Origin of the sequence: Halomonas ventosae, from assembly GCF_004363555.1 — a bacterium.
Lineage (GTDB): Bacteria > Pseudomonadota > Gammaproteobacteria > Pseudomonadales > Halomonadaceae > Halomonas > Halomonas ventosae.
Map to the genome: position 1 here is coordinate 100,225 of NZ_SNZJ01000007.1, position 24,765 is coordinate 124,989.

Here is a 24,765-nt window from a genome sequence, read left to right on the forward strand (position 1 = left end):
GGGATATGGGTATGGGCCCGCCGTCCTCAAGGAGATGGCATCAGTTTAGTTATCATGTAATGGAATATCTATATTCCAAAATCTATCGCTTCGATGGCTATCCGCCATGGGACCTCGGATCGTCGGCGTCAACGTCGGCCTCGATGCCGGTCACCGTGAGGGCGAGCCGCCCCTCGCCCAGCCGTGCCTCCAGCGCCTGGCCGGGCGTGGTGTCAGCGGCCCGGCGGACGACCCGGCCCTCCGCGTCCTCGAGGATGGCGTAGCCGCGCCCCAGCACCGCCAGCGGGCTGACGGCCTGCAGCTCGCGCACGAGCCCGCCCAGCCGCTCGCGATGGCGGGCCAGCGCCCGCGGCATGGCCTGATGGAGCCGCCAGCGAGCCCGGGTGAGGCGCTGCCCGGCCTGTTCCACCAGCCGGTCCGGCGAGCGCAGGGCGAGGCGCTGGCGCAGGTGGTGCTCGCGGCGCCGTTCGGTGGCGAGCCGCGCCTGCATGGCGCGCTGCAGCCGGCCCTCAAGCTGGTCCAGCTGCCCGCGGCGCGCGGCCAGCACCTCGCCGGGGTGGCGCAGCCGGGCACGCAGGTGGTCCAGGCGCTGGGCCTCGGTCTCCAGGCGGGCGCGCTGGGCGCGGGTGAGCCGTTCGGCCAGTCGCTCGAGGCGGTGGCGCCGTTCGCGGCGGTCGGGCACCAGCTGCTCGGCGGCGGCCGAGGGGGTAGGGGCACGCACGTCGGCGGCGAAGTCGGCCAGGGTGACATCCACCTCGTGGCCCACCGCCGACATCACCGGCAGCCGCGAGTGGAAGATGGCGCGGGCCAGGTGCTCGTCATTGAAGGCCCAGAGGTCCTCGAGGCTGCCGCCGCCGCGGGTGATCAGGATGGCGTCGCGGGCCGGGTCCAGTGCCTGCTGGCGGTTGAGCAGGCCCAGCGCCGAGATCATCGCCGGCGCCGCCTCGCGCCCCTGCACCGGCACCGGGATCAGCGTCACCTGGGTAAGCGGCCAGCGCGCCGCGAGCACCGCCAGCACGTCGCGGATCGCCGCGCCGGTGGGCGAGGTGAGCACCAGCAGGTGGCGCGGCGGATAGGGCAGGGGGCGCGCATTGGCGAACACCCCCTCGGCGGCGAGCCGGGCCTTGAGCCGCTCGAAGGCCGCCAGCAGCTCGCCTTCGCCTGCCGCCTGCACCGCCTCGACGACCAGCTGGTAGTCGCCGCGGGGCTCGAACAGCGACACCTGGCCGCGCACCTTGACCCGGTCGCCGTCGCGCAGGGGGGCGGCGACGAAGCGCGCCCGGGTGCGGAACAGCGCGCAGCGCAGCTGGGCCCGCTCGTCCTTGAGGGTGAAGTAGATGTGCCCAGAGCCCGGCCGCGACACCCCGGAGAGCTCGCCCTCTACCCATACCTCGCCGACATCCTGCTCCAGTGCCTGGCGGGCGCGGCGGTTGAGCTCGCTGACGGAAAGCGGGGTGTCCTCGGGGCGGGGCATGGCGCGATCATCCCTGGCGGGTGGAGGGGAATACCCTAGCACGCGCCGCGGCCCCGGTGGCAGCGCCCGGGGTGGCAGGGGCGCCGGATAGCCGCCACGCGGATTGCCGGCCCCCGGCCAGGGTCGCTATAATGGGGGATTAACTTCACTCCCTCCCACCAGTTCACTGGGTGTTGCCGCATATGCTACGTATGGCCCAAGAAGCTCTTACGTTCGATGACGTATTACTCGTGCCCGGGTATTCAGACGTCCTGCCCAACGAGGTCAGCCTCCGGACCCGCCTGACCCGCGACCTCTTCCTGAACATCCCGCTCGTCTCCGCCGCCATGGACACCGTCACCGAGGCGCGCCTGGCCATCGCCATGGCCCAGGAAGGCGGCATCGGCATCATCCACAAGAGCATGACCATCGCCCACCAGGCGGCCGAGGTGCGCAAGGTCAAGAAGCACGAGAGCGTGATCGTCAAGGACCCCGTCACCGTGGGGCCCAAGGCCAAGCTGGCAGACCTGCTGGCGATGGCCGAGGAGCACGGCTTCTCCGGCTTCCCGGTGGTGGAGGGCGAGACCCTGGTGGGCCTGGTGACCCAGCGCGACATGCGCTTCCAGCCCAACCACGGCGACAGCGTGGCCGACATCATGACTCCCGGCGAGAAGCTCGTCACCGTGCCGGTGGGCACCAGCCTCGACATCATCAAGGGCAAGATGCAGGAGCACCGCGTCGAGAAGATGCTGGTGGTGGATGACGACTTCCGCCTGCGCGGCCTGGTCACCTTCCAGGACATCGAGAAGGCCCGCACCTTCCCCCTCGCGGCCAAGGACGCCGACGGCCGCCTGCTGGTCGGCGCCGCCGTGGGCACCGGCCCCGAGACGCCGGACCGCGTGGCTGCCCTGGCCGAGGCCGGGGTCGACGTGGTGGTGGTCGACACCGCCCACGGCCACTCCAAGGGTGTGATCGAGCGCGTGCGCTGGGTGAAGGAGCACTTCCCGAAGATCCAGGTGATCGGCGGCAACATCGCCACCGCCGACGCGGCGAAGGCGCTCGCGGAAGCGGGTGCCGATGCCGTCAAGGTGGGCATCGGCCCCGGCTCCATCTGCACCACCCGCGTGGTGGCCGGCGTGGGCGTGCCGCAGATCACCGCCGTCTCCAACGTCGCCGCGGCGCTGGAGCCCTACGACATCCCGCTGATCGCCGACGGCGGCGTGCGCTTCTCCGGCGACCTGGCCAAGGCCGTGGCGGCCGGTGCCAGCACCGTGATGGCCGGTGGCCTGCTGGCCGGCACCGAGGAATCCCCGGGCGAGATCGAGCTCTTCCAGGGCCGCACCTACAAGGCCTACCGCGGCATGGGCTCGATGGGCGCCATGTCCCAGACCCAGGGCAGCGCCGACCGCTACTTCCAGGACAAGAGCGAGGGCGCCGAGAAGCTGGTGCCGGAAGGCATCGAGGGCCGCGTGCCCTACAAGGGCATGATGAGCGCCATCGTCCACCAGCTGATGGGCGGCCTGCGTGCCTCCATGGGCTACACCGGCTGCCGCGACATCCAGGAGATGCGCACCAAGCCGCAGTTCGTGAAGATCACCGGGGCCGGCTTCAACGAGTCCCACGTGCACGACGTTCAAATCACCAAGGAAGCCCCGAACTACCGCGCGGGCTGATACACGCTTGAAGCCGGAAGCTTGAAGCTGGAAGTGGCCGCGCCGCTTCCAGCTTTCGTGTTTCCGGGCCGTTCGCCTCTCAAAGGAAAGGCCAGATGACCGACATTCACGCCCACAAGATCCTGATCCTCGACTTCGGCTCCCAGTACACCCAGCTGATCGCCCGCCGGGTGCGCGAGATCGGCGTCTACTCCGAGGTTCGCGCCTTCGACATCACTGAGGCCGAGATCCGCGAGTACGCCCCCAACGGCATCATCCTCGCCGGTGGCCCGGAATCCGTCACCGAGCTGGACTCGCCCCGCGCCCCGCAGTGCGTGTTCGAGATGGGCCTGCCGGTGCTGGGCATCTGCTACGGCATGCAGACCATGGCCGAGCAGCTCGGCGGTGCCGTGGAGGGCTCCCACATCCACGAGTTCGGCTACGCCCAGATCCGCCTAGATGCCGAAACGGCGCTGTTCCGCGACATCTCGGACCACATCGACCACGAGACCGGCCGCAACCTGCTCGACGTCTGGATGAGCCACGGCGACAAGGTCTCCCGGGTGCCCGACGCCTTCACCGTCACCGCCTCCACCCCCAGCTGCCCCATCGCCGCCATGGCCTGGGAGGAGAAGCGCTTCTATGGCGTGCAGTTCCACCCCGAGGTGACCCACACCCTGCAGGGCCTGCGCATCCTCGAGCACTTCGTGCTGGAGATCTGCGGCGCCGAGCGCCTCTGGACCCCGGCCCAGATCATCGAGGACCAGATCGCCCGCGTGCGCGAGCAGGTGGGTGATCGCCACGTGCTGCTCGGCCTCTCCGGCGGCGTGGACTCCTCGGTGGTGGCAGCACTCCTGCACAAGGCCATCGGTGACCAGCTGACCTGCGTGTTCGTCGACAACGGCCTGCTGCGCAAGGCCGAGGGCGACCAGGTGATGGAGACCTTCGCCCGCCACATGGGCGTGAAGGTGATCCGCGTGGACGCCGAGGAGCTGTTCCTCGACAAGCTGAAGGGCGAGGCCGACCCCGAGGCCAAGCGCAAGATCATCGGCAACACCTTCATCGATGTCTTCGATGACGAGGCCGGAAAGATCGAGGGCGTGGACTTCCTGGCCCAGGGCACCATCTACCCGGACGTGATCGAATCCGCCGCCGCCAAGACCGGCAAGGCCCACGTGATCAAGTCGCACCACAACGTGGGGGGCCTGCCCGAGACCATGAAGCTCAAGCTCGTCGAGCCGCTGCGCGAGCTCTTCAAGGACGAGGTGCGCAAGCTCGGCGTCGAGCTCGGCCTGCCCTACGACATGGTCTACCGCCACCCCTTCCCGGGGCCGGGCCTGGGCGTGCGCATCCTCGGCGAGGTGAAGAAGGAGTACGCCGACATCCTGCGTGAGGCCGATGCCATCTTCATCCAGGAGCTGCACAACGCCGGCTGGTACCACAAGACCAGCCAGGCCTTCGCCGTCTTCCTGCCGGTGCGCTCCGTCGGCGTGGTGGGCGATGCCCGCCGCTACGAGTGGGTGATCGCCCTGCGCGCCGTGGAGACCATTGACTTCATGACCGCCCGCTGGGCGCACCTGCCCTATGAGCTGCTGGAGAAGGTCTCCAACCGCATCATCAACGAGATCACCGGGGTCTCCCGCGTGACCTATGACGTCAGCAGCAAGCCGCCGGCGACCATCGAGTGGGAGTGAGGTAAGAGCAATCTCACTCAAATTTAACTGCATCAAGGGCTTACCAAAGGGTAGGCTCTTTTTTTGCAATCTGTTATAGAGTTCGTTGTACTGGAGCTAAGGTTGCTAAGATGTCAGCGGATCCTTGCATCAGAGGCGCGAATGGTCCGATTTTACGGCAAATATTTTACGGCAATTATTAGTTTTATCATGTTTTTATAATTTTTTTGGGGAATGCTTTTTATGCAGAATTATCAAACTATTTTGAATGGGTTTGCTTTGAAGTTCGTTCCGGCCGATAGGGTTGTTAATATATTGTCCGATTTTATTCGTGGCGCGCCGCAGAATGTTTATGAAAAGAATATAGTTAAAATATTACAAAATAAAAAGGTTAGGGCTTCACTGAATAGCAATGCGCACGCTATTGAAGAATTCGCTAAAGGAAAAATAATTGCTGGTCTTTCAGACGAAAGGCTTCTGTCACTATATTTTTCTATATTCATTGCATACAGTGATAAATTATCAGCATTCGCAAAGATAAAAGAAGACTTCGAGAGGTGTTTCTTTTCAGGTGATTACTACCTAGCGGCTAGCAAGCTAGATGAGGCTGAAAGATTGTTTGGAGATAGCATATGGCTAATTAGAAGCAGATTGTTGCTTTTATCACGCTCCGCAATGCAAGATGAGCTTCAGGAGTACTGTGACAATATTTCCAATAGGAACGAAAAACCATTTATCAAGCATATATTGAATTGTCTGATATATATCTATAGCTCGCCCAATAAAAAAGGAATAATTAAAAACTTGGTCTTGCGGACCACAAAGGAACTTAGAGGTGGAGGCCTAGTCGAACATGCTCAATTCCAAGAAATGCTTTTCATGCCTACTCTAGAAAGAAGGATTGTTGACGGTTTAAGCCATTTGTATTTAGCCCAACTTTTACCCGTTGTGGATCAATATGAAATAACCATCGCGGAGATAGCCAGGTTTCTTCCTAGTAAAGCCCACGAAGAGTCAAGTGTTCACCAAAGAATTAGGTCGCTTGTAAAGAATACAGCTGATGTGATAAATGATTGCCGTCTTTACAATATTATAGACTATTTCGAAGAGGCCAGAAAGGTAATTACAAAAGGTCGTGGGAGTGAGGTTTTAGAGCTGTATGAGGAAGGTGATTACGCACAAGTCGTAAATTTATTTCTGCGAAGTAAAAGTTATACTATAAGGGCTGGTTATGAATTTGGTTTGGTGTCGAAGTCTTTGGCTTATAATCCAGCATTTGATTTTTATAGCAATGAGAGTCTTTTCCTGGATATAGTAAATAATTTTAAGAAAATATATTGTGCAGAGAGCGATGTAGATAAAGCACTTGATGTCCTAAGCTCGTACATTATCGAGTTTCATGGCTTTACTTTTGGAGACGAACTTCAGCTTGCCTTGCTAACGTCTTTGCCATACCAGAAAGAATTAATTGATCTACAAAATAACATCATAGGCCTCTCTTTTCATGTTGTTGAGCTTCCACCACTCCTAGTTAGTATTTTGTCGTCCAGAGAGGTAGTGTACGACAAAGGTCTCTGCTTGTTGGATCTTGAGGCCGCAAGTGATCAGAGGAAAGAAAGAAGTTTCGCGTTGGTTAAGGATGAGTTTCTAGAAGGAAAAGATGAAGTTGATTGTATAATTCCAAAAGGGTGTTTATATAAAGACTTAATGGAGCTTAAAATTGGTTTTTATCTAAAGAGCCAGAAGGCTGATAAGCTGCTTTCTTATGCGGCGGAAGAGTTATCAGTTAGCCCCTATCTTCACCCTATGCTTCCTATGTATCTTATGGTGAGGCAGATTGAGGAAAACCTACTTTGCAATATTGACGCAGTTATTATTTTGCACGTTTTTTCAAAGCATATTTCACAAGAAAAAAATATGCTATTAAATGAAGTTTTTGATGAATATATCAATGTTTCTGGCTTTGAATTGCCCAGTAAAGGGCTTTCAGAGGCTGGGAGTTTGGAGGCTAAGGACGTTTATTTTTTTAAAAATGTTTGTACGCTAGATGTAATGGATTCATTGTCTGTGTTTTGTGATAGCCTTGAGTTGCGAACTGAGAGGCTAAGGATCATTGATATACTAAATGAGCGTGAGCTGATTACTTCTTCTGAATTCAACTCCGAAGCAGAAAGAATCGTAGACCAAATTATCCAAGATGTCTCAGTTAGTCAAATCAATACAAGTAAAATTTATGTAGATTGTAATGCTATTGTAAATATCCTTGATGAGGAAGTTTCTTCTTTGTTTGATATGTATAAAAACGATAAAACCATATCAGATAACTCCGATAAGTTGGTGTTGTTGAAGAAAAGTTCAGGTCGCGTTGATGAGACTGATCCAGACCAGGTTTTTATTTCTGGAGGAAAAAAGTCATTAATTAGTAAGATCATTGATGCTGTAGTTGAGTCGTACCTTTTTGATGAAAACTATGGCTTAGATGCAAATCTTTCAACCGAGATAAGGCACGGTTTCTTCTCCAATCTAATTAGGGCTAGTGCTGAAAGTAACGAACTGATAACTGAGCTAGGGGACGATGGTGAGTATGAGGAAAATACACACTGGGAAAAATATTATGAGCACCTGCTCACCCCGCAAACTCTAGTTTCAATTGATGAAAAATTAAAATTGTTCTCATCAGGATTTAATGACCTTGTATCTTCTGCCAAAAAGTGGATGCACGTAACTATGAATGGTGAGTTATCCTCGGCAGTGTTTGACTATTCATTTGATATCAGAGAGCTAGATGTTTTGGAGAGTGAGCTTGATGCTCTCGATTCGCATAATGAAGTATTAATGCTAATGATGGAAGTGATGAATAGTAAGACTGATCGTAACATAATGTTGATGCAAGAGAAGTTGAATGTAGACTTTCGAGACGAATGCTCGAAGCTATATGATAAACTGCAATCAGATATGCAGGATATTATAGGAGGGGATGGTTTAAAAGATCTTAAGGTAAAGATAGAGGAAAGCAAAGCTGAAACATTAGAGAGTATTGGTATTATTTCTGAATGGTTTAACAGGAGCGGAAGTAGCAATTTTGCCGCTCAGCGGATGAGCCAAGTAATTAATGTTGCCATAGACTGTTTTGTGAAAACCAAGGTTATGAAAAGGGTGCCAGCTTTGGACCTAGAGAAAAAAAGCGATTCAAAAGTTGTTCTTGGTAGCCATGTTAAGTCGTTAGTTTTGGCGTTGATAAATCTGTTAGATAATGCTTATCGGCATGGCGGGTTTTCACGAGAGGCTATTATTCATATTAGAGAGATTAATGGTGATGGGTATAGCGAAGTAGAGGTGGTGAATAACTTGAGCCAAGGAAACAGTATATTCGACCCAGGTTGCATTGAAAGAATAAATTCTGAAAATTTCGAAGATGCAAGTGAAACATTAATGAGGACTGAAGGGGGTACAGGCGTCGCTAAGATTAAATCTTATTTGAGAAGAATAAGTGATGGGTGCTCAATTATTTTCTTTATAAGAGATGAACAGTTCGTGGCGAGAATTCATTATGAATAAAAAAATTTTAGTTGTGGAGGATAATTCCCACAAAAGCGATAAGATAATTAATCACATAGAGAATGAGCTTCCGGCTTGTAATGTTTTATTGGCCAAGTCTTTTTCTTCTGGTGCAAGCCTTGCTCTTGATGGTGGGTTTGATATTGTGATCATCGATATGAGCCTGCCGACCTTTGATAGAAGCGATCAGGAGTCAGGGGGAAGAAATAGGCCATTTGGAGGTAGAGAGCTGGCAAGGAAAATCATAAGGAGGAAGATTAAATCTAAGCTAATTTTCATAACACAGTATGAATCTTTTAGCGATCATGGTAGAACATTTACCTTTTCTTCATTAAGGGATGAGGTGGAAAAGGAGTGTGGATATTATTACTGTGGGTTTATCATGTATGATAGTTCTAAAATGTTATGGAAGTCTGAGTTATCGTCTTCTTTGGAAAGGGCTTTAAAATGAGGGTTCTGATTGTTGATGATGATGTTGAACGATCAAATAAAATGAAGGTCTTCATCAAAGAAGCCAGTGAATTTGTTGATGAGGTTTTCGAGGTTATTTCGACAAGTGAAGCTAAAGAGGCTTTGAAAAGGACATACATAGATGTTCTTATCTTGGATGTCGTCCTTCCTTATAGGCCTGGTGGAAAAGCCGCTGCAAGTAATGGGCTTAACTTTCTTGAGATGGTTTTCACATCGCCGTTTATAAGGAAGCCTGAAAAGATTATTGGGATAACAGGGCATCTTGATGATATTGCAAATTTCAAAGAAAAATTTGAAGAGAAGTGCTTGACTGTTATGGAGGTTTTTCCTGGCGGTGAGTCGTGGAAAAGAAAGTTAGGTGGAGCTTTAGCTCATACTGCAGATTCAAAGATCTCTAGGGTGGTATCTGAAAGAGATGTGGTTGTTGTCACGGTCCACGGGATAAGAACTTTTGGTAGTTGGCAAGACAGGCTGAAGAGATTGATAAACTCACATGTTGGCTTTGTGGATTATAACAGTTATAAGTATGGTTTCTTTTCTTTGTTTTCTTTTTGTGTTCCTTTTCTGAGGGATAGGGAAGTTAGAGTTTTAAAAGGAAAGTTATCTGATTTGATTTCTTCTGGGAAAGATGTCTATATATTTAGCCACAGCTTTGGTACATATTTGGTTGCAATGTCATTGAGAGGGCTGGTTGAGGATAAAAATGTTGAGAGCTTAAGAAGAGTTGTTCTTTCGGGTTCCGTGTTAAAAAGAAACTTTGATTGGAGTTTTTTGGCTGGTTGTGAAAATTGTCAAGTGGTTAATGATTGTGGTGACAGCGATAGTGTGCTTCTACTAAGTGAGGCTATTGTGGTTGGTACGGGAATGGCCGGAAGAAGCGGGTTTAAAGGGTTTGAAAATAAAAAAGTGGTTAATAGGTTTTTTCAAGGAGGTCATAGCTTTTATTTTGATGGTGATGATTTCATGAAGAGGTTTTGGGTGCCAATGTTAGAGAGCGAGAATCCTGTAGAAAGCTATGATGATAGGAGGTATAAGGTTTTTAAGAATGACTTTGTTGACCAAGTTGTCATTGCTTTAGGACAGGTGAAGTGTGCCGTTTATTTCTCGGCGGTTATTTTCGTTGCGTTTCTTATCTACATGTAGTGGCCAAGGGCAGTCAGGGGGACAGATCCTCATTATTGTTATTGTAGGACCATCGTCCCCCCTCGCTCGTGGTTGCGTTTTCAAAAATGGGCTGATCCCTTGGCACTGAGTCTCGTTAGCCCGCTATGGTGATCGATAGGGCACAGCCCGGGAGGGAATCGCGATGGAACAGAGCATGAGTCTGATCACCCTGGGCGTCAGCGATTTGGCGCGGGCGCGGCGCTTCTATGAGGGGCTGGGCTGGCAGGCGGGCATGACGGTGGATGACGAGGTGGTCTTCTTCCAGCTCAACGGGCTGATCCTGTCGCTCTATCCTCGCGCCGCCCTGGCCCGTGATGCCAGCGTGGTCGACGCGGGGGGCTTTGCCGGCATCACCCTGGCCCACAACCCGGGCTTCCCCCTCGATGCCGAGGGCAATACCCGGCTCGGCTGAGCGATATTCCAGGGTCTGACTCTCATTCTGTGACCCACATTCTGCGCTGGGCGCACCTGCCCCATGAGCTGCTGGAGAAGGCCTTCAGCCGCATCATCACCAGGATCACCGTCTTCAGCCGCCCGACAGTGCCGTGTAACGCGTATGCCTCCTCCAGTGGCGACAGACATGACTCGCCCAGGAGGTTGGGCCGGGGCGGTACCACGCGCATCCTTGCCGACCCAGTGGTGAAATGGGATGACCATGCCGATGTCATCGCAGGGGGCATGATGGCCAGGTATCCGGTCCGGCCCCTGCTGTAACCTGCCGCCAGGGGCACCTCCAGGTCACTGTAAGCATATACATGAGGCGAATGTCTAATTTCATCATGAAACCGGTTTCATGATCATCAGCAGGGCATTCCCTTGCGATACGTCAGCTCTCAAATGAAACCGCTTTCATTTGCGTGTGCTTCAACCTGGTGGAGTTACCATGAAATTAACAAAAATGTCTCTCGCGTTTCTCGCCGTGTCGGCGGGCATGACTTCCGTGCCGACCTACGCAGAGAAGTCGGAGGGATTCGAATTCCACGGCTACTTTCGAGCAGGCGTTCTGCTTGAGGCGAATGATGATTTCAAGCGCTCAAAGTTTCCCGCCTCGAAGGAGCGGTTGGGGCGGCTGGGTATCGAGTCGGATAATCACTTTGAGCTGGCCCTGCAAAAGAATTTCGAAAACGACAGGGGCCAGCAGGTTCGCATCAAGACGCGAGCCGGAGCAGATAATTCGCAATATGCCACCAACCAGCTGGGTGCCAATGCCGACGCGGCAAACAGCGAGATCGGCATGATCGAGACCTTTGTCGAGTTCGATGGCTATACCGAGACCGGCACCGTCTGGGGCGGTAAGCGGTTCTATGGCAAGGATAACTACATCTTCATGACCGACTTCTTCTACACCGACATGTCGGGCACGGGCGCGGGTGTGGAAGGGATCGAGCTGGGTGGCAACAAGTGGGACTTCGCCTATATCGCCAGCGATGACTCCGGGGACACGGGGTTCTGGGGAGACAGCAACAACATCATGAATGCAGTCCATGTTGGCGTTGACCTGGACGGTGTCGAATTGCACGCCATGGCCAAGTACCTGCCCGATAACATCGTCGAAGAAGACGGTGTGGCCAACGAGTACGCCTCAAGTGGCTATGATCTTACTGCCATCGTCCATTCCGAGAGTGTCTATGGCCTGTCCGAAAAGGGATTTACCAAGTACATCGGCCAGGTGGGTCAAGGGCTGGGGTCCGGACAGTTGCTGGGTGGCACGCTGACAACGTACAACACCTACGCGCCGGGCAGTAACGTGACAGGCAACAAGATAACCGGAACCGACTGCGGCACCTCATGCGTGAAAGCGGTGGAAAGCGGTGATATGTCCGCGCGTGCGCTGGTCTGGGGTGGGTACTTCTTCGATAACGGTGTCAGCGTGTTCCATTCCCTGCAGGGGCAATATAACGACAAGGAGGATGGAAGCACGGACAGCTGGGCATCGGCGATGGTTCGTCCCACGTTTCCCATCAGCGACAACCTGGATTTTGTCACGGAAGCCGGCTATCAGTATAACCGCGAAAAAGATGCTTCAGGTGTCAAATCGACCAGTTACGATTACAAGCTGACGGTAGGGCCCAAGCTTAAAGTCGACACCGGTTTCGGTCCGACGCCGGAGATTCGTTTCCTCGCCACCTATCTGGATGGTGATCAGCGCGACGAGAGCGACATCCTCGTGGGTGTTCAAGCCGACATGTGGTGGTAACCATGTACTGAAGTGATATCCACCTCGCTGCCATGGAGCCTGCTTGCAAGCAGGCTCCTTTTTTCGACCCGGCAGATGGCTTGGCCCCTGATTCTTAGGGCAACCGGGGACAGACCTTATTCCTGTCTCGAAAAAGCCACCGTCGCATAGGCTGAATGTGCTGACCCCGTGGCCCTGAATCTCGTCTGCCCGCTATGTTGATTGATAGGACACAGGTCGGGAGGTAATCGCGATGGAACAACGCATCAGTCTGATCACCCTGGGCGTCGGCGACTTGGCGCGGGCGCGGCGCTTCTATGAGGCACTGGGCTGGCAGGCGGGCATGGTGGTGGACGACGAGGTGGTCTTCTTCCAGCTCAACGGGCTGATCCTGTCGCTCTATTCTCGCGCGGCCCTGGCCCGTGATGCCGGCGTGGTGGACGAGGGCAGCGGTTTCGCCGGCATTACCCTGGCCCACAACGTGCGTTCGGAGCCCGAGGTGGATGCGGTGCTGAGCGAGGCCGAGCGCGCCGGCGGGCGGGTCGTCAAGCCGGCCAGCCGGGCAGAGTGGGGTGGCTACTCCGGCTATTTCGCCGACCCCGACGGCCACCTCTGGGAGGTGGCCCACAACGCGGGCTTCCCCATCGATGCCCAGGGCAATACCCTGCTTGGCTGATCGAAGCCTTCCTGTGTCACCGCTGGAGCGAGGCTTGCGGGGCGCCTGGCCCTGTGCATCGTCTCCGAGGGCGCGACTACACTGAAAGGCACAGCCACAGCAGGGAGGACGCCATGAGCACTCGCCTGTTACGAGGGTTGATGGCCGGGTTCGCGGCCACCCTGGTCATCTCCTTGATCCTGATTCTGCGCCTGGCGGCGGGCATTATCCCCTGGTACGACCCCATCGAGGTCATGAACCTGGCCGCCCAGGACCTGCTCGGCGCGCCGGACAGCCGTTTGCTGGCCTGGGGCATCCATTTCGTGGTGGGCACGCTGATCTGGGGGCTGCTGTTTGCGCTGCTGGTCCCCTATCTCCCGGGCCGCACCCCCACCCGGCGGGGCCTGGAGTTCGGCGTGGGCAGCTGGCTGGTGGTGATGGTCACGGTCTTCCCCCTGGCGGGCTCCGGCCTGTTCGGCCTGGGCTTCGGGCTGGTGGCCCCCCTTTCCATGCTGATCGCCCATCTCATCTTCGGCGCGGTGATCGGGGCCGTCTATGGCTGGGGGAAAGGCGTGGTCTAGCTCCGGAGTAGGCCACCACGTTGCCGAGCCCGACGGCCACCCCTGGGAGGTGGCCCCCAACCCGGGGCTTCCCATCGATGCCGAAGGCGATACCCGGCTCGGCTGAGCGGGGCAGGGCGCCGGCCGTTGCCTGGGGCCACCGTGCCTCGAGGGGCGGCCGGGAAGCCTCCTTCGTCTAGTCTGGTAGGGGGCGAGGAGGAGGCGACGATGCTCAAGGCGATACTGTTCGATATCAGTGGCGTGCTGAGCGAGGATGGCGAGGCCCTGCCGGGTGCCGTGGAGGCGGTGGCGCGGCTGCAGGCGAGCGGGATGGCGCTGCGCTTTCTCACCAATACCTCGCGCAAGACCTCGGCGGCGGTCTGCGAGGAGCTCCAGCGGCTGGGCTTCGCCGTCGAGCCGGCACAGGTGTTCACCGCCCCGGGGGCGATTCGTCGCTATCTGGAGCGACATCGGCTCTACCCCTACCTGCTGATCCACGAGAAGCTCGAGCCGGAGTTCGCCGACCTGCCCCGGGGAGAACCCAACGCCGTGGTACTCGGCGATGCCGAGCAACGCCTGGACTATGCCCACCTCGACGAGGCCTTCCGCCTGTTGCTGGAGGGGGCGCCGCTGCTCGCCGTGGGCACCAATCGCTACTTCCGTCAGGCGGGCACGCTGCACCTGGATGCGGGGCCCTTCGTGCGTGCCCTTGAGTACGCCGCCGGCGTCGAGGCGCGGGTGCTGGGCAAGCCCGCGGGCGATTTCTTCGATGCCGTGCTCGAGGAGGCCGGGGTGGCGCCCGGCGAGGCGCTGATGGTGGGCGATGACGTGGAGTGCGACGTGGCCGCCGCCATGGCGGTCGGGCTGCAGGCGTGCCTGGTGCGCTCCGGCAAGTATCGCCCGGGCGACGAGGAAAAGGCGCCCGAGGCACGCTGCGAGGCGAGCCTCGCCGACCTGGTCGAGGCACTGCTGGCAACCCGGTAGTCGCTGGCGCGCTAACCGGTTCCCTCCATGCCGTCTGGTGTCCTCCTGCGCGGCGCCATATGCTGGAGCCGCGCACCGGGCCGGCACGTTCGCTTGCCGGCAAGCCGCTCAGGAGATACGCCATGGAACACGAGGAGAGAAACGAGGGCCGTTCGCCGCGGCTGATGCACGACGAGCTCCCCAAGGAGCATGAAGACCCGCTGATCCGCAGGCTGCACCTCGTCATCCGCTTCGCCATCAAGATCCTGGCGGTGCTGATGGTGCTGGTGATCATCTGGGGCGTGCTGGACGTGGTCTACGTGCTCTACTCGCGCTTCATGGCACCGCCGGTGATGCTCTTCGAGGTCAGCGATATCTTCGTCATCTTCGGCGCCTTCATGGTGGTGCTGATCGCCGTGGAGATCTTCATCAACATCCGGCTCTACCTCGGCACCAATATCCTGCCCATCCGGCTGGTGATCGCCACGGCACTGATGGCGATCGCGCGGAAGGTGATCATCCTCGACACCGAGATCGTCACCGCGGAGGAGATGCTGGCCATCGCGGCGGTGGTGCTGGCGCTCGGCGTGACGCACTGGCTGGTCGGCAAGTAGTTGCCGTGGCCTCGGGCCTGGAGGGCGAGCCCGGCGGGGTGCACCATGGGGAATGATGCCCCCACCACAGGAGATGCTTTCCCATGACCGGTACCCTCTATCGACTCTCGGCCTTCACCCGTAACCCCGCCGGCGGCAACCCGGCCGGGGTATGGCTGGGGGAGGTGCTGCCCGATGCCGCTACCATGCAACGCATCGCGGCCGAGGTCGGCTATTCGGAGACGGCCTTCCTCGCCCCGGCGCAGGGCGAACGCCGCCGGGTGCGCTACTTCAGCCCCGAGGCCGAGGTGAGCTTCTGCGGCCATGCCACCGTGGCCGCCGGTGTGCAGCTGGGTCGCCTGGAAGGCGCCGGCACCTATCGGCTGGAGACCGCCGTCGGCGAGGTGCCGGTGACGGTCAGCCAGGTGGGCGACGAGTGGCGGGCCTCGCTGGAATCCGTGACGCCCGCCCATCGGCCGCCCGGGCCCGGCCTGGTGGACGAGGCCCTCGCCCTGCTGGGCTGGCGGGCCGAGGAGCTGGCGGCCGACCTGCCCCCGGCGCTGGCCTATGCGGGAGCCTGGCACCTGGTACTGGCAGTGGCGGACCGCGAGCGGCTCGCCACGCTGGACTACGATTTCGAGGCCCTGCGGGCGCTGATGGCGCGCGAGGGCCTCACCACCCTGCAGCTCGTCTGGCGTGAGTCCGCCACGTGCTTTCACGCCCGCGATCCCTTCCCGGTGGGCGGGGTGGTGGAGGATCCCGCCACCGGCGCCGCGGCCGCCGCCCTGGGCGGCTACTTGCGGGATGCCGGGCTCCTCCAGGCCCCTGCGCGGCTGACCATCCGCCAGGGCGAGGCGATGGGACGCCCCAGCCAGCTGGAGGTGGAGATCCCCGCCTCCGGCGGCATCCGCGTGACCGGCACCGCGGTGGAGCTGTAAGCCTGTCTCCCGCGTCCCGCGTTGAGGGCCCGCGTTTCCCCGCCCGGAGCGGCCGGGTAGGCTGACAGCTGGCGCCCGCCGTCCGGGTGCACCACCCTTGAACGACGACCGTGCGGAGTCGTCTCCGCCCCCCTCCCGGCATCAACCCGATCAGGAGCCCGTCACCATGAGCCAGCCCGTCATCGCCGACAACAAGCCCGCCACGGTGAAGCTGACCAAGGGCAAGGAGTACGCCTTCTGCCGCTGCGGGCGCTCCGCCAGCCAGCCGTTCTGTGATGGCTCCCACGCCGGCACCGGCTTCACGCCCAAGAGCTTCGTCGCCGAGCAGGACGGCGAGGCCACCCTTTGCCAGTGCAAGCACACCGCGGATGCCCCCTTCTGCGACGGCACCCACCAGCGCTTCTCCGATGACCAGGTGGGCAAGGAGGCGCCCAGTGAGCAGGCCTCCGGCGAGGAGGCTACCGCGAGCGGGCCGGTGATCGCCGATAACAAGCCCGCCACGGTGACCCTGACCAAGGGCAAGGAGTACGCCTTCTGCCGCTGCGGACGCTCCGCCGATCAGCCATTCTGCGATGGCTCACACGCCGGCACCGGCTTCACTCCGAAGAGCTTCGTCGCCGAGCAGGACGGCGAGGCCACCCTGTGCCAGTGCAAGCACACCGCGGATGCGCCCTTCTGCGACGGCACCCACCAGCGGTTCTCCGACGACCAGGTCGGCAAGCAGGCACCTGGCGAAAAGCAGGGTGAGAGCGAGAGCGATGAGCCGCCGCAGTCCAAGGCCCCGGAGGCCAAGGCCACCCGGGAGGAGCCCACGGTAGCGTTCATCCACCGGCTGGCCCGGGAAGGCCTCGAGCAGATGGGGCCCCACGGCCCGACCACCGCCATGGGGGTGCCGCGCCACACCCTGCCGCACTGGGATGACCTGCAGATCATGGCCGCCCAGCTGGCGACCCAGCCCCTGATGGAGGAGGCCGAGGTCGCCACCGAGCTGGTCATCGGCCCCGAGGCCAAGAAGCCGCTGACCTTGAGCATGCCGCTGTTCGTCTCGGACATGAGCTTCGGCGCCCTCTCCGAGGAGGCCAAGGTCGCCCTGGCGCGCGGCGCCGAGCGGGCCGGTACCGGGATCTGTTCCGGGGAAGGGGGCATGCTGCCGGAGGAGCAGCAGGAAAACTCCCGCTACTTTTACGAGCTGGCGAGCGCCCGCTTCGGCTACCGGGAGGAACTGCTCGAGAAGGTCCAGGCCTTCCACTTCAAGGGCGGGCAGGGCGCCAAGACCGGCACCGGCGGTCACCTGCCGGGCAACAAGAACACCGGCAGGATCGCCGAGGTGCGCGGCATCCCCGAGGGCGAACCCGCGGTCTCGCCGCCCACCTTCCAGGACCTGCACACGGTGCAGGACTTCCGGCGCTTCGCCGACCGGGTGCGGGAGGTGACCGGCGGCATCCCGGTGGGCTTCAAGCTCAGTGCCAACCACATCGAGCGGGACATCCAGTTCGCCCTCGACGCCGGCGCCGACTACCTCATCCTGGATGGCCGCGGCGGGGCCACCGGCGCGGCCCCGGCACTCTTCCGCGACCATATCAGCGTGCCCACCATCCCGGCCCTGGCCCGTGCCCGGCGCCACCTGGATGACCAGGGCGCCAGTGGCCGGGTCACCCTGATCGTCACCGGCGGGCTGCGGGTGCCGAGCGACTTCGTGAAGGCCCTGGCCCTGGGGGCGGACGGCATCGCCATCGCCAACAGCGCCATCCAGTCGATCGGCTGCGTGGCCGCGCGGATCTGCAACACCAACAACTGCCCGGCCGGGGTCGCCACCCAGCGCAAGGACCTGCGCCAGCGGCTGGACGTCGACAAGTCCGCCCACCAGCTGCAGAACTTCCTCGAGGCCTCCGTCTCGCTGATGCAGGTCATGGCCCGGGCCTGCGGCCACGACCGGCTGGACCAGTTCAACCGCGAGGACCTGGCCACCTGGCACCGCGAGATGGCCCTGTTGAGCGGAGTTCGCTACGCGGGCGTGCTGGACCCGCGCGGCTGAGGGGCGAGAGCGCCGCTGACCCCTGACGGCATCGCTGGCCCGGGTGCCTGCGGGCCAGCCGGGGCCTCGTTGGGTAACCGGCCGGCGGCCCTCGCGTGGTGGGGCCCGGGCAGGTCGACTATCGTCAAGGCAGGGGAGGGACTATCTCCAGGGGCAGGGAGGCCCGGGGTTTGGGGGCCGCACCATGCAGCGCATCCGGCATATCCATGCCATCACCAGGCGCCTGATCGTCATGACCACGGTGGCGGTCGCCGTGCTGGGCGCGATCTTCGCGCTGACCTTCTTCTACAACCAGCGTTTCCTGGTGACCTGGGCGGTCCCCCTGTGCGGCATCATCGGGGGGTTCGTCAGCATCCAGCAACGCCTGAACAAGGTCACGGACGAGGAGCTCGCGCTGCTCAATGCCTCCTGGTTCCAGATCCTGCTGGTGCCCATCTTCGGCGGGGTGTTCGCCCTGGTGCTCTACCTGGTGTTCCTCTCAGGCATCGTCTCCGGCGATCTCTTCCCCGCCTTCTCCTTCCCGAGCCGTGACGAGATCGAGGAGGGAGAGGACTTCATGCTGCACATCTTTCAGGAGACCTACCCGAGCACCGGGCCGGACCTGGCCAAGCTGCTGTTCTGGTCATTCGTGGCGGGATTCTCGGAGCGCTTCGTGCCACAGCTGATCAGCTCGGTCACCTCATCGGTGTCCGAGGCCGCCGAGCGGGATGAGCGGGATGAGCGGGATGAGCGGGACGAGCGGGATGACACGGAGCAGCGCTGAGTGATCAGCACCATGTCAGGCCGGGGGGGACTGTGCGATACCGAACTGATCCTGGCCCCGATTCGGCCGATGAAATGTCACGGCAGGACCATCGGCCCGCGTGCCAGGCGGTCGTGATGGAGAGGTCGCCGTCGTAGCCGTTCATCCCGTCGCGGGAACAGCCGTTGCGCCATGCGTCGCCCCGTAGGGCAACGCATGGCGGCGTATCGTCCGGGAACCGGCCGGCGCGTCAGCGGCAAGCCTCGAGAATCAGGTTGAAGGGTGTCTCGGCCGCACGCCGGAAGTGACTGACCCCGGCCTTGCGGAACACCTCGGCCAGGCGCGCCTCCCCGGCCTGGGCGCCGAGCACGAGCTCGCCACCCTCCGATATGGCATGAGCGCAGCAGATGGTGGTGGAGGCCGCGTAGTACATCCGCGAAACCGGCGACAGGTTGTGCTCGACCCGGTCCTGGGCGAAGGGTTCGACCAGCATCACCGTGCCGCCGGGGGCCAGCACCCGGGCGGCGTAGCGGGCCGCGGCCACCGGGTCGCCCATGTCGTGCAGGCAGTCGAAGAAGCAGATCAGCCCATATTGCCCGTCGGGGTAGTCCACCGCCCGGGCCACCTCGAAGCTCGCGCGCTCGGCGACGCCTGCCGCGGCCGCGTTGTGCCTCGCCGCATCGATCGAGGCCGCATGCCCATCGAAACCATGGAAGCGTGATCGCGGGAAGGCCTGGGCCATCAGCACCGTCGAGTGTCCGTGGCCGCAGCCCACATCGGCGACGATGGTGCCGGCCTCGAGCTGCTCGACGACTCCTTCGAGGGCGGGCAGCCACTCCGGCACCAGGCTGGCGCGATAGCCGTTGCGGTAGAACGCCGCCACGCCACACTGCAGGCGGCCATCGTGATCGCCCCAGGCCACGCCCTTGCCGGTGCGAAACGCCTCGAGGGTGCGCTCTTCGTCGAACCACATCGAGGCCGGCACCTGCCAGGCATGGGGAATGAACAGCGGGCTCTCCTCGTCGGCCAGCACCAGCGCCTGTTCGGGGGAGAGCTCGTAGGTGTCGCTGTCGGTGTGGTAGCCGACGTAGTCGCCGGCGGCCTGGGCGTTCAACCACTCGCGCACGTAGCGCTCGGCGCAGCCGGTGCGGGTGGCGAGTTCCGCGGCGCCGATGGGGCCGGCACCTGACATGGCCTTGTACAGTCCGAGCTTGCTGCCCAGGCTGACCAGCACGCCGCCGTAGGCGGAGGAGAGGTCACCCACGGCGCGGGTGACAAAGGCGTCCAGTTTCGTTTGATCGATGGCGGGGGCATTCATGGTTCCGACTCCTGTTGTCATTGGGATAGTCATTGGGATAGGGCTCATACCACGCCCCCATCATGGGCGTACCACACCACCGTCTTAAGAGCCGAATCGCCCCCAATCGGTCCGTTCGTGCCACACTGAATGATCAGCGGCGAAAAGACCCATGCGCCATGACCGGACCAGCCCCCCGCGCCGGAAAGCGCCTCCATCACGTCAGCCTCGTGGCGCTGCCCGACGCCGTGATCTCCACGCTCGCCGGCATCTTCGATGTGATGAACGGCGTCGCGCTACTGGGCATCTCACGCCCTGGCGACCCGGCCCCCTTTCATGTCGAGATCGTCGGCGAGGCCGTGGGGCCCCTGGGACTGGCGAGCGGCGTGCCGATCAACGTGCAGCGCGCGATCGACACCATCGAGACCAGCGACATCGTGATCGTCCCGTCGGTGCTGCTGCGCCCGCAAGGCTGGGAGATGGGCCGCTACCCTCGGCTGGTCGACTGGCTGCAGCGCATGCATGCGCGCGGTGCCGTGCTCTGTTCGGCCTGCTCGGGGGTCTTCCTGCTGGCCGAGACCGGGCTGTTCGACGGCAAGGACGCGACGGTGCATTTCGGCTTCGCGCGGGCCTTCGCGGCCACCTATCCGGCCGTTCCGATCCATCCGGAGCGCGTACTGGTGATCGCCGGACGGCGCGAGGAGCTGGTGAGCTCGGGCGCCTCGATGAGCTGGCACGACCTGGTGCTCTACCTGATCGCCCGTTATGCCGACGCGACCACCGCCCAGGAGGTCGCGCGGCTGTTCGCACTGCAATGGCATCAGGACGGTCTCACGCCCTATATCGTCTTCGAGGGCAAGGCCGACCACGGCGACGGCGAGATCCAGGCCGCACAGCAGTGGTTGAGTGACCACTTCTCGCTGGCCCACCCGGTGGAGGAGATGATCAAGCGATCGCGACTCGCCGAGCGCACCTTCAAGCGGCGCTTCGCGGGCGCCACCGGCCTGACGCCGATCGCCTATGTCCAGCGCCTGCGCGTCGAGGCGGCCAAACGTCGGCTCGAGCGCACCGACGTCTCGATCGAAGAGATCAGCTGGCGGGTCGGCTACGAAGACGCTGCCTTCTTCCGGCGGCTGTTCAAGCGCACCACCGGTCTCGCCCCAGGGGCCTATCGCCGGCGCTTTCGCCTTCCCGACTTTGCCCGGCCGTCGCACTGACAAGGGCGCTGGCCCGGTTCAGGAAGGCTCGGTTGACGGGACTATATGGCTTGGCCGCGAGTCGCTCGTGTGCCAGCGCCTCGGCCACGTCGCGGTCGCCGCCGCGCAAGGCGGCCTCGGTCAGGGTCCAGTCGATGATGTCACGCTGGGCATGGCTGCCACCGAAACCGTTGGCGATAAAGCGGGCCGGGTGCAGGCGCTCGACCGCGGCCGCGTAGTCGCCGCGCCAGAAGGCAACGAACCCCTCCACCAGCGGCAGGCCGATGCGTCGTGCCCAGGCCGCAGTCTCCGTGGTGCTTTCGGCGCCGCGCAAGGCGCTCAGCAGCTGTTCGACCCGATCGTCGCGTCCTGCCCCCAGGTAGGCCATCACCGCGTGCCAGTCGTTGAACGGGTAGAGCCGGCCGTCGGCATGGCTGTCCCAGGCGTCCGCCAGTTCCTGCCAGCGGTGGCCGACGTCCTGGCCGGTGAGGGTCAGTCGCCACAGCAGCGCCGAGGCGTCCACCATGTCCAGCGCCACGGCGCTGCGCTCCTGGCGGACCGGACCGTCGTAGAGGGCCAGCGCCTCGCGGGCCTGCCCCAGGTCGAGATGGCAGAGGGCGAGGTGCCACCAGTTGTGGACCTTGAACAGGTTGTCCTCGCCGGACCACCAGGGTTCCCGCGCGGTCATCCAGCCGATGCCGTCCTCGGCACGACCCTGCATCTCCATGACATGCGCCACGGCGTGATGCGCCCAGCAGTCGAGCGGCTCCATGGCCAGTGCCTGCCGTCCGGTCTCCTCGGCCCGGGCGTAGGCGCCGGTCTCCTCCAGTCCGAAGGCGTACATGCCGAGCACGATGGAATGGCCCGGTAGGTCGGATGACCACCTGGGCAGCACGCGGGCCAGGCGGTCGCGCAGGTTGCGGGCGTTGGCCCGGTAGAAATCGATCAGGTGCCCGGCCTGCAGCGCCACCAGGTCGTGGGGGTGGCGCATGTTGTGATGGTCCAGCATGCCCCCTGCCGCACTCCACTCACCGGCCAGGAGGCGGTCGAGGGCGGCCAGATGGGAGGCTTCTCGGTCGGTCAGGCGGGCCCTCTTCAGCACGGCCAGGTCGGCCGCGGCCGCGGCGGTGGCGTCGGGTTCGGTGGCCAGCGCGAACAGGTAGGCCCGGAAGAGCCGGGCCATGGTGAAATCGGGCGCTGCTTCCAGTGCCTGGTCCAGCGGTGTCACGGGGTCGCCGCGGTAGATATTGAAGGCATCCACGGAGCGCTGGTACAGCTCCAGGGTGTCGGCGGTGGCGCCGGAGAGGGTATTGCCTTGGCGGTCGGTCAGCATGGCGGTGTGCTCCACGGTCGAGTCGTTGTCAGGGGAGGGCAAGTGTCGACAGGGTCCTGCGCCTTGCCCTGCTGCTAAACTACGTGGAGGTGCGGCGGACAATAATGGGCGCGACGCCGGCATTCTTGTCCGATCCGCCGCCTTTGGAGACCAGGCCGATGGAGGCTGCGCTTGAGGTGCTGCGCACGATCCGCTTGACGGGAGGCATCTTTCTCGATGCGGAGTTTACCGCGCCCTGGTGTGTGGCGGCTCAGGTCAGTCCGCAAGACTGCTCCCCCTTTACCCCGCTAACCGGCGGGATCCTGGCCTACCACTATGTGAGCGCTGGCCGTCTCCTGCTCCGGGTGGGGCAGGGGCGACCGGTGGTGGTCCCGGCGGGGCATATCGTCGTGCTGCCACGCAACGATCCGCATGTCCTGAGCAGTGGGCTGGACTGCCCGCCAGTCAGTGTCGATCACCTCATTCAACCCTCGGATGAAGGCGGGCCCGCGCGGATCGTGCATGGCGGCGGTGGCGAAGCCACTCGTCTGCTGTGTGGCTTCCTGCATGGGGAGACGACGGGAAATCCCCTGATCGGCAGCCTGCCCAGCGTGATGACCCTCGATGTGGCCAAGGGCGCGGCCGGGCTGTGGATCGAAAGCTCCTTCCGCTATGCCGCTGATGCACTCGCCGCCGGCGAGATGCGCTCACCGGCGCTGCTTGCCAGGCTGGCCGAACTGCTCTTCATCGAGGCCGTACAACGCTACCTCGCCGGCCTGCCGCCGGAGCAGCGCGCCTGGGTGGGAGGCTTGCGCAACCCCTTCGTGAGCCGCGCGCTGTGCTGCCTGCACGATCACCCGGAGCACCACTGGACGACGGAGGCACTGGCGCGGCATGTGGGGTTGTCGCGTTCCGCCTTCGCCGAGCGCTTCACGGAACTGGTGGGCGTGCCGCCGATGCGCTATCTGGTGGCACTGCGCATGCAACTGGCGGCACGCCAACTGAGAGAGTCGCCTACTCCCATCGTTCAGGTCGCCCTTGAGGTGGGATACGAGTCCGAAGCGTCGTTCAGCAAGGCCTTCAAGCGCATCTACGGGACGCCGCCGGCGACATGGCGCAAGGGGCAGCAGGATGCGTCGGAATCCATTGCGTCTTCGTGACCCTTGCGGGGGAGGGTTGCCGGCCTCGAGGCTCATCGCAACCACCCTCTCTTCCTCGTCGCACTCCAGCGCCGTCACGAGAAGGTGCTTCGCCTCGTGACGGTACATGACGCGGCTCGGATCAGAGCCTGACCAGCATCTTGCCGCGGTTGGCGCCCTCGAACAGCTTGAGGAAGGCGTCGGGGGTGCGCTCGAGGCCCTCCTCCACGGTCTCCTCGTAGTCGAGCTGGCCGCTCTCGACCTGAGGGCCGACCTCATCGAGGAACTGCGGATAGTGCGCCCAGTGGTCGAAGACGATGAAGCCCTCCATGCGGGCACGGCGGATCAGGATCATCGCCAGGTTGCCGGGACCGGCGCTCGGTGTTTCCTCGTTGTAGCGGGCGATCATGCCGCAGATGGCGATGCGCGCGCCGACCTTGAGGGTGTTCAGCGCCGCCTCCAGGCAGGTGCCGCCGACGTTCTCGTAGTAGACGTCGAAGCCCTCGGGGCAGGCGTCCTGCAGCGCCTCGGTGAGCTGGGCGGCGTCCTTGTCCCGGTAGCTCACCGCCTTGATGCCGTGGGACTCCAGCCATTCGAGCTTCTCGGGGGCCCCGGCGATGCCGACCACGGTGCCGCCCCTGGCCTTGGCCAGCTGCACGGCCAGCGAGCCCACCGCGCCGGCGGCGCCGCTGACCAGCACGTTGTCGCCCTCCTGCATCTCGGCAATGCGGTTCAGGCCGGTCCAGGCGGTCATGCCCGGCATGCCGAGCACGCCCAGGTAGGCCTGTTCCGGGACCTCGAAGGTGGGCAGCGGCTCCAGCTGGTCGCCGGGTAGCTGGGCGATGTCCCGCCAGCCGCCCATGTGGCGCACCCTGGTGCCCACCGGGAAGGCCGCATCGCGGGACTCGATCACCTCGCCGATGGCCGCCCCTTCCAGGGGGGCGTTCAGCTCGAAGGGAGAGATGTAGGTCGTCACGCCGCTCATGCGGCCACGCATGTAGGGGTCCACCGACAGCCAGCTGTTGCGGATGCGCACCTCGCCTTCGGCGAGCGAGGGCAGTTCCCGCTCGTGGAGCTCGAACAGCTCGCGTGCCGGTGTGCCCTGGGGGTGGTCGTTGATGGTGAAGTAGCGGGATTGCATCGTGCGGCTCCTTCGCTTCGGTAAGTAGACGACCAGTCTAATGCAGT

General features: G+C 61.4%; 20 protein-coding genes. 16 read left to right on the plus strand and 4 right to left on the minus strand.

The features are described from left to right. Positions 1 to 97: 97 nt before the first annotated feature. Positions 98 to 1,474, minus strand: coding sequence for an exodeoxyribonuclease VII large subunit (gene xseA, locus DFP85_RS07790; RefSeq protein ID WP_133635737.1), 1,377 nt, complete (start codon positions 1,472 to 1,474; stop codon positions 98 to 100). Between the two features lie 182 nt (positions 1,475 to 1,656). Here xseA and guaB point away from each other — a divergent pair, with 182 nt between their 5' ends. The 14 genes from guaB to DFP85_RS07860 all read left to right on the plus strand — a co-directional run bounded on the left by guaB (position 1,657) and on the right by DFP85_RS07860 (position 18,654). Continuing rightward, positions 1,657 to 3,126: an IMP dehydrogenase gene (gene guaB / locus DFP85_RS07795; RefSeq protein WP_133635738.1), complete on the plus strand. Its 1,470-nt coding sequence runs from the start codon at positions 1,657 to 1,659 to the stop codon at positions 3,124 to 3,126. A gap of 95 nt (positions 3,127 to 3,221) precedes the next feature. Further along, entirely contained in the window at positions 3,222 to 4,799 is a 1,578-nt protein-coding gene (guaA, locus tag DFP85_RS07800; protein WP_133635739.1) for a glutamine-hydrolyzing GMP synthase, read from the plus strand. A gap of 222 nt (positions 4,800 to 5,021) precedes the next feature. Next, the gene (locus DFP85_RS07805; protein WP_133635740.1) at positions 5,022 to 8,336 is read left to right on the plus strand and encodes an ATP-binding protein; all 3,315 of its coding nucleotides are present in this window, start codon (positions 5,022 to 5,024) and stop codon (positions 8,334 to 8,336) included. Then, positions 8,329 to 8,787 carry a response regulator transcription factor gene (locus DFP85_RS07810; RefSeq protein ID WP_133635741.1) on the plus strand — a complete coding sequence of 153 codons (459 nt, stop codon included), beginning with the start codon at positions 8,329 to 8,331 and terminating at the stop codon, positions 8,785 to 8,787. Before DFP85_RS07805 ends, DFP85_RS07810 begins: the two co-directional genes overlap by 8 nt. Further along, positions 8,784 to 9,950: a response regulator gene (locus DFP85_RS07815; protein WP_133635742.1), complete on the plus strand. Its 1,167-nt coding sequence runs from the start codon at positions 8,784 to 8,786 to the stop codon at positions 9,948 to 9,950. Before DFP85_RS07810 ends, DFP85_RS07815 begins: the two co-directional genes overlap by 4 nt. Positions 9,951 to 10,125: 175 nt before the next feature. Then, on the plus strand, positions 10,126 to 10,383 hold the full coding sequence (locus DFP85_RS07820; protein WP_133635743.1) for a VOC family protein: 258 nt from the start codon (positions 10,126 to 10,128) through the stop codon (positions 10,381 to 10,383). A gap of 471 nt (positions 10,384 to 10,854) precedes the next feature. Next, positions 10,855 to 12,168: a carbohydrate porin gene (locus DFP85_RS07825; RefSeq protein WP_133635744.1), complete on the plus strand. Its 1,314-nt coding sequence runs from the start codon at positions 10,855 to 10,857 to the stop codon at positions 12,166 to 12,168. A gap of 232 nt (positions 12,169 to 12,400) precedes the next feature. Further along, positions 12,401 to 12,823, plus strand: a complete 423-nt coding sequence (locus DFP85_RS07830; protein WP_133635745.1) for a VOC family protein — start codon at positions 12,401 to 12,403, stop codon at positions 12,821 to 12,823. Positions 12,824 to 12,936: 113 nt separating this feature from the next. Continuing rightward, complete coding sequence (locus DFP85_RS07835; protein ID WP_133635746.1) at positions 12,937 to 13,383, plus strand: DUF6789 family protein; 447 nt, start codon at positions 12,937 to 12,939, stop codon at positions 13,381 to 13,383. 207 nt (positions 13,384 to 13,590) lie between these two features. Next, positions 13,591 to 14,346: a TIGR01458 family HAD-type hydrolase gene (locus DFP85_RS07840; protein WP_133635747.1), complete on the plus strand. Its 756-nt coding sequence runs from the start codon at positions 13,591 to 13,593 to the stop codon at positions 14,344 to 14,346. A 122-nt stretch (positions 14,347 to 14,468) separates the two neighbouring features. Further along, a complete protein-coding gene (locus DFP85_RS07845) occupies positions 14,469 to 14,939 on the plus strand; it encodes a phosphate-starvation-inducible PsiE family protein (protein ID WP_208108467.1) in 471 nt (156 codons plus the stop codon). Between the two features lie 83 nt (positions 14,940 to 15,022). After that, on the plus strand, positions 15,023 to 15,856 hold the full coding sequence (locus DFP85_RS07850) for a PhzF family phenazine biosynthesis protein (RefSeq protein WP_133635748.1): 834 nt from the start codon (positions 15,023 to 15,025) through the stop codon (positions 15,854 to 15,856). A 166-nt stretch (positions 15,857 to 16,022) separates the two neighbouring features. Continuing rightward, positions 16,023 to 17,891 (plus strand): glutamate synthase-related protein, encoded by a 1,869-nt coding sequence (locus tag DFP85_RS07855; protein ID WP_243737236.1) that lies wholly within the window; start codon positions 16,023 to 16,025, stop codon positions 17,889 to 17,891. A gap of 184 nt (positions 17,892 to 18,075) precedes the next feature. Beyond that, positions 18,076 to 18,654: a hypothetical protein gene (locus tag DFP85_RS07860; RefSeq protein WP_208108468.1), complete on the plus strand. Its 579-nt coding sequence runs from the start codon at positions 18,076 to 18,078 to the stop codon at positions 18,652 to 18,654. Between the two features lie 229 nt (positions 18,655 to 18,883). Here the strand turns inward: DFP85_RS07860 and DFP85_RS07865 are convergent, their stop codons facing one another. After that, positions 18,884 to 19,951 carry a class I SAM-dependent methyltransferase gene (locus tag DFP85_RS07865; RefSeq protein ID WP_133635749.1) on the minus strand — a complete coding sequence of 356 codons (1,068 nt, stop codon included), beginning with the start codon at positions 19,949 to 19,951 and terminating at the stop codon, positions 18,884 to 18,886. Positions 19,952 to 20,109: 158 nt separating this feature from the next. On the opposite strand from DFP85_RS07865, the gene DFP85_RS07870 reads away from it, so the two are divergent. Next, positions 20,110 to 21,147: a GlxA family transcriptional regulator gene (locus DFP85_RS07870; RefSeq protein ID WP_133635750.1), complete on the plus strand. Its 1,038-nt coding sequence runs from the start codon at positions 20,110 to 20,112 to the stop codon at positions 21,145 to 21,147. Here DFP85_RS07870 and DFP85_RS07875 read toward each other — a convergent pair. Next, a complete protein-coding gene (locus DFP85_RS07875; protein WP_243737237.1) occupies positions 21,068 to 22,459 on the minus strand; it encodes a tetratricopeptide repeat protein in 1,392 nt (463 codons plus the stop codon). The genes DFP85_RS07870 and DFP85_RS07875 overlap by 80 nt on opposite strands. 158 nt (positions 22,460 to 22,617) lie before the next feature. On the opposite strand from DFP85_RS07875, the gene DFP85_RS07880 reads away from it, so the two are divergent. Further along, complete coding sequence (locus DFP85_RS07880; RefSeq protein WP_133635751.1) at positions 22,618 to 23,598, plus strand: AraC family transcriptional regulator; 981 nt, start codon at positions 22,618 to 22,620, stop codon at positions 23,596 to 23,598. Between the two features lie 121 nt (positions 23,599 to 23,719). Here DFP85_RS07880 and DFP85_RS07885 read toward each other — a convergent pair whose 3' ends face one another. Continuing rightward, positions 23,720 to 24,718 (minus strand): NADP-dependent oxidoreductase, encoded by a 999-nt coding sequence (locus DFP85_RS07885; protein ID WP_133635752.1) that lies wholly within the window; start codon positions 24,716 to 24,718, stop codon positions 23,720 to 23,722. Positions 24,719 to 24,765: the final 47 nt, after the last annotated feature.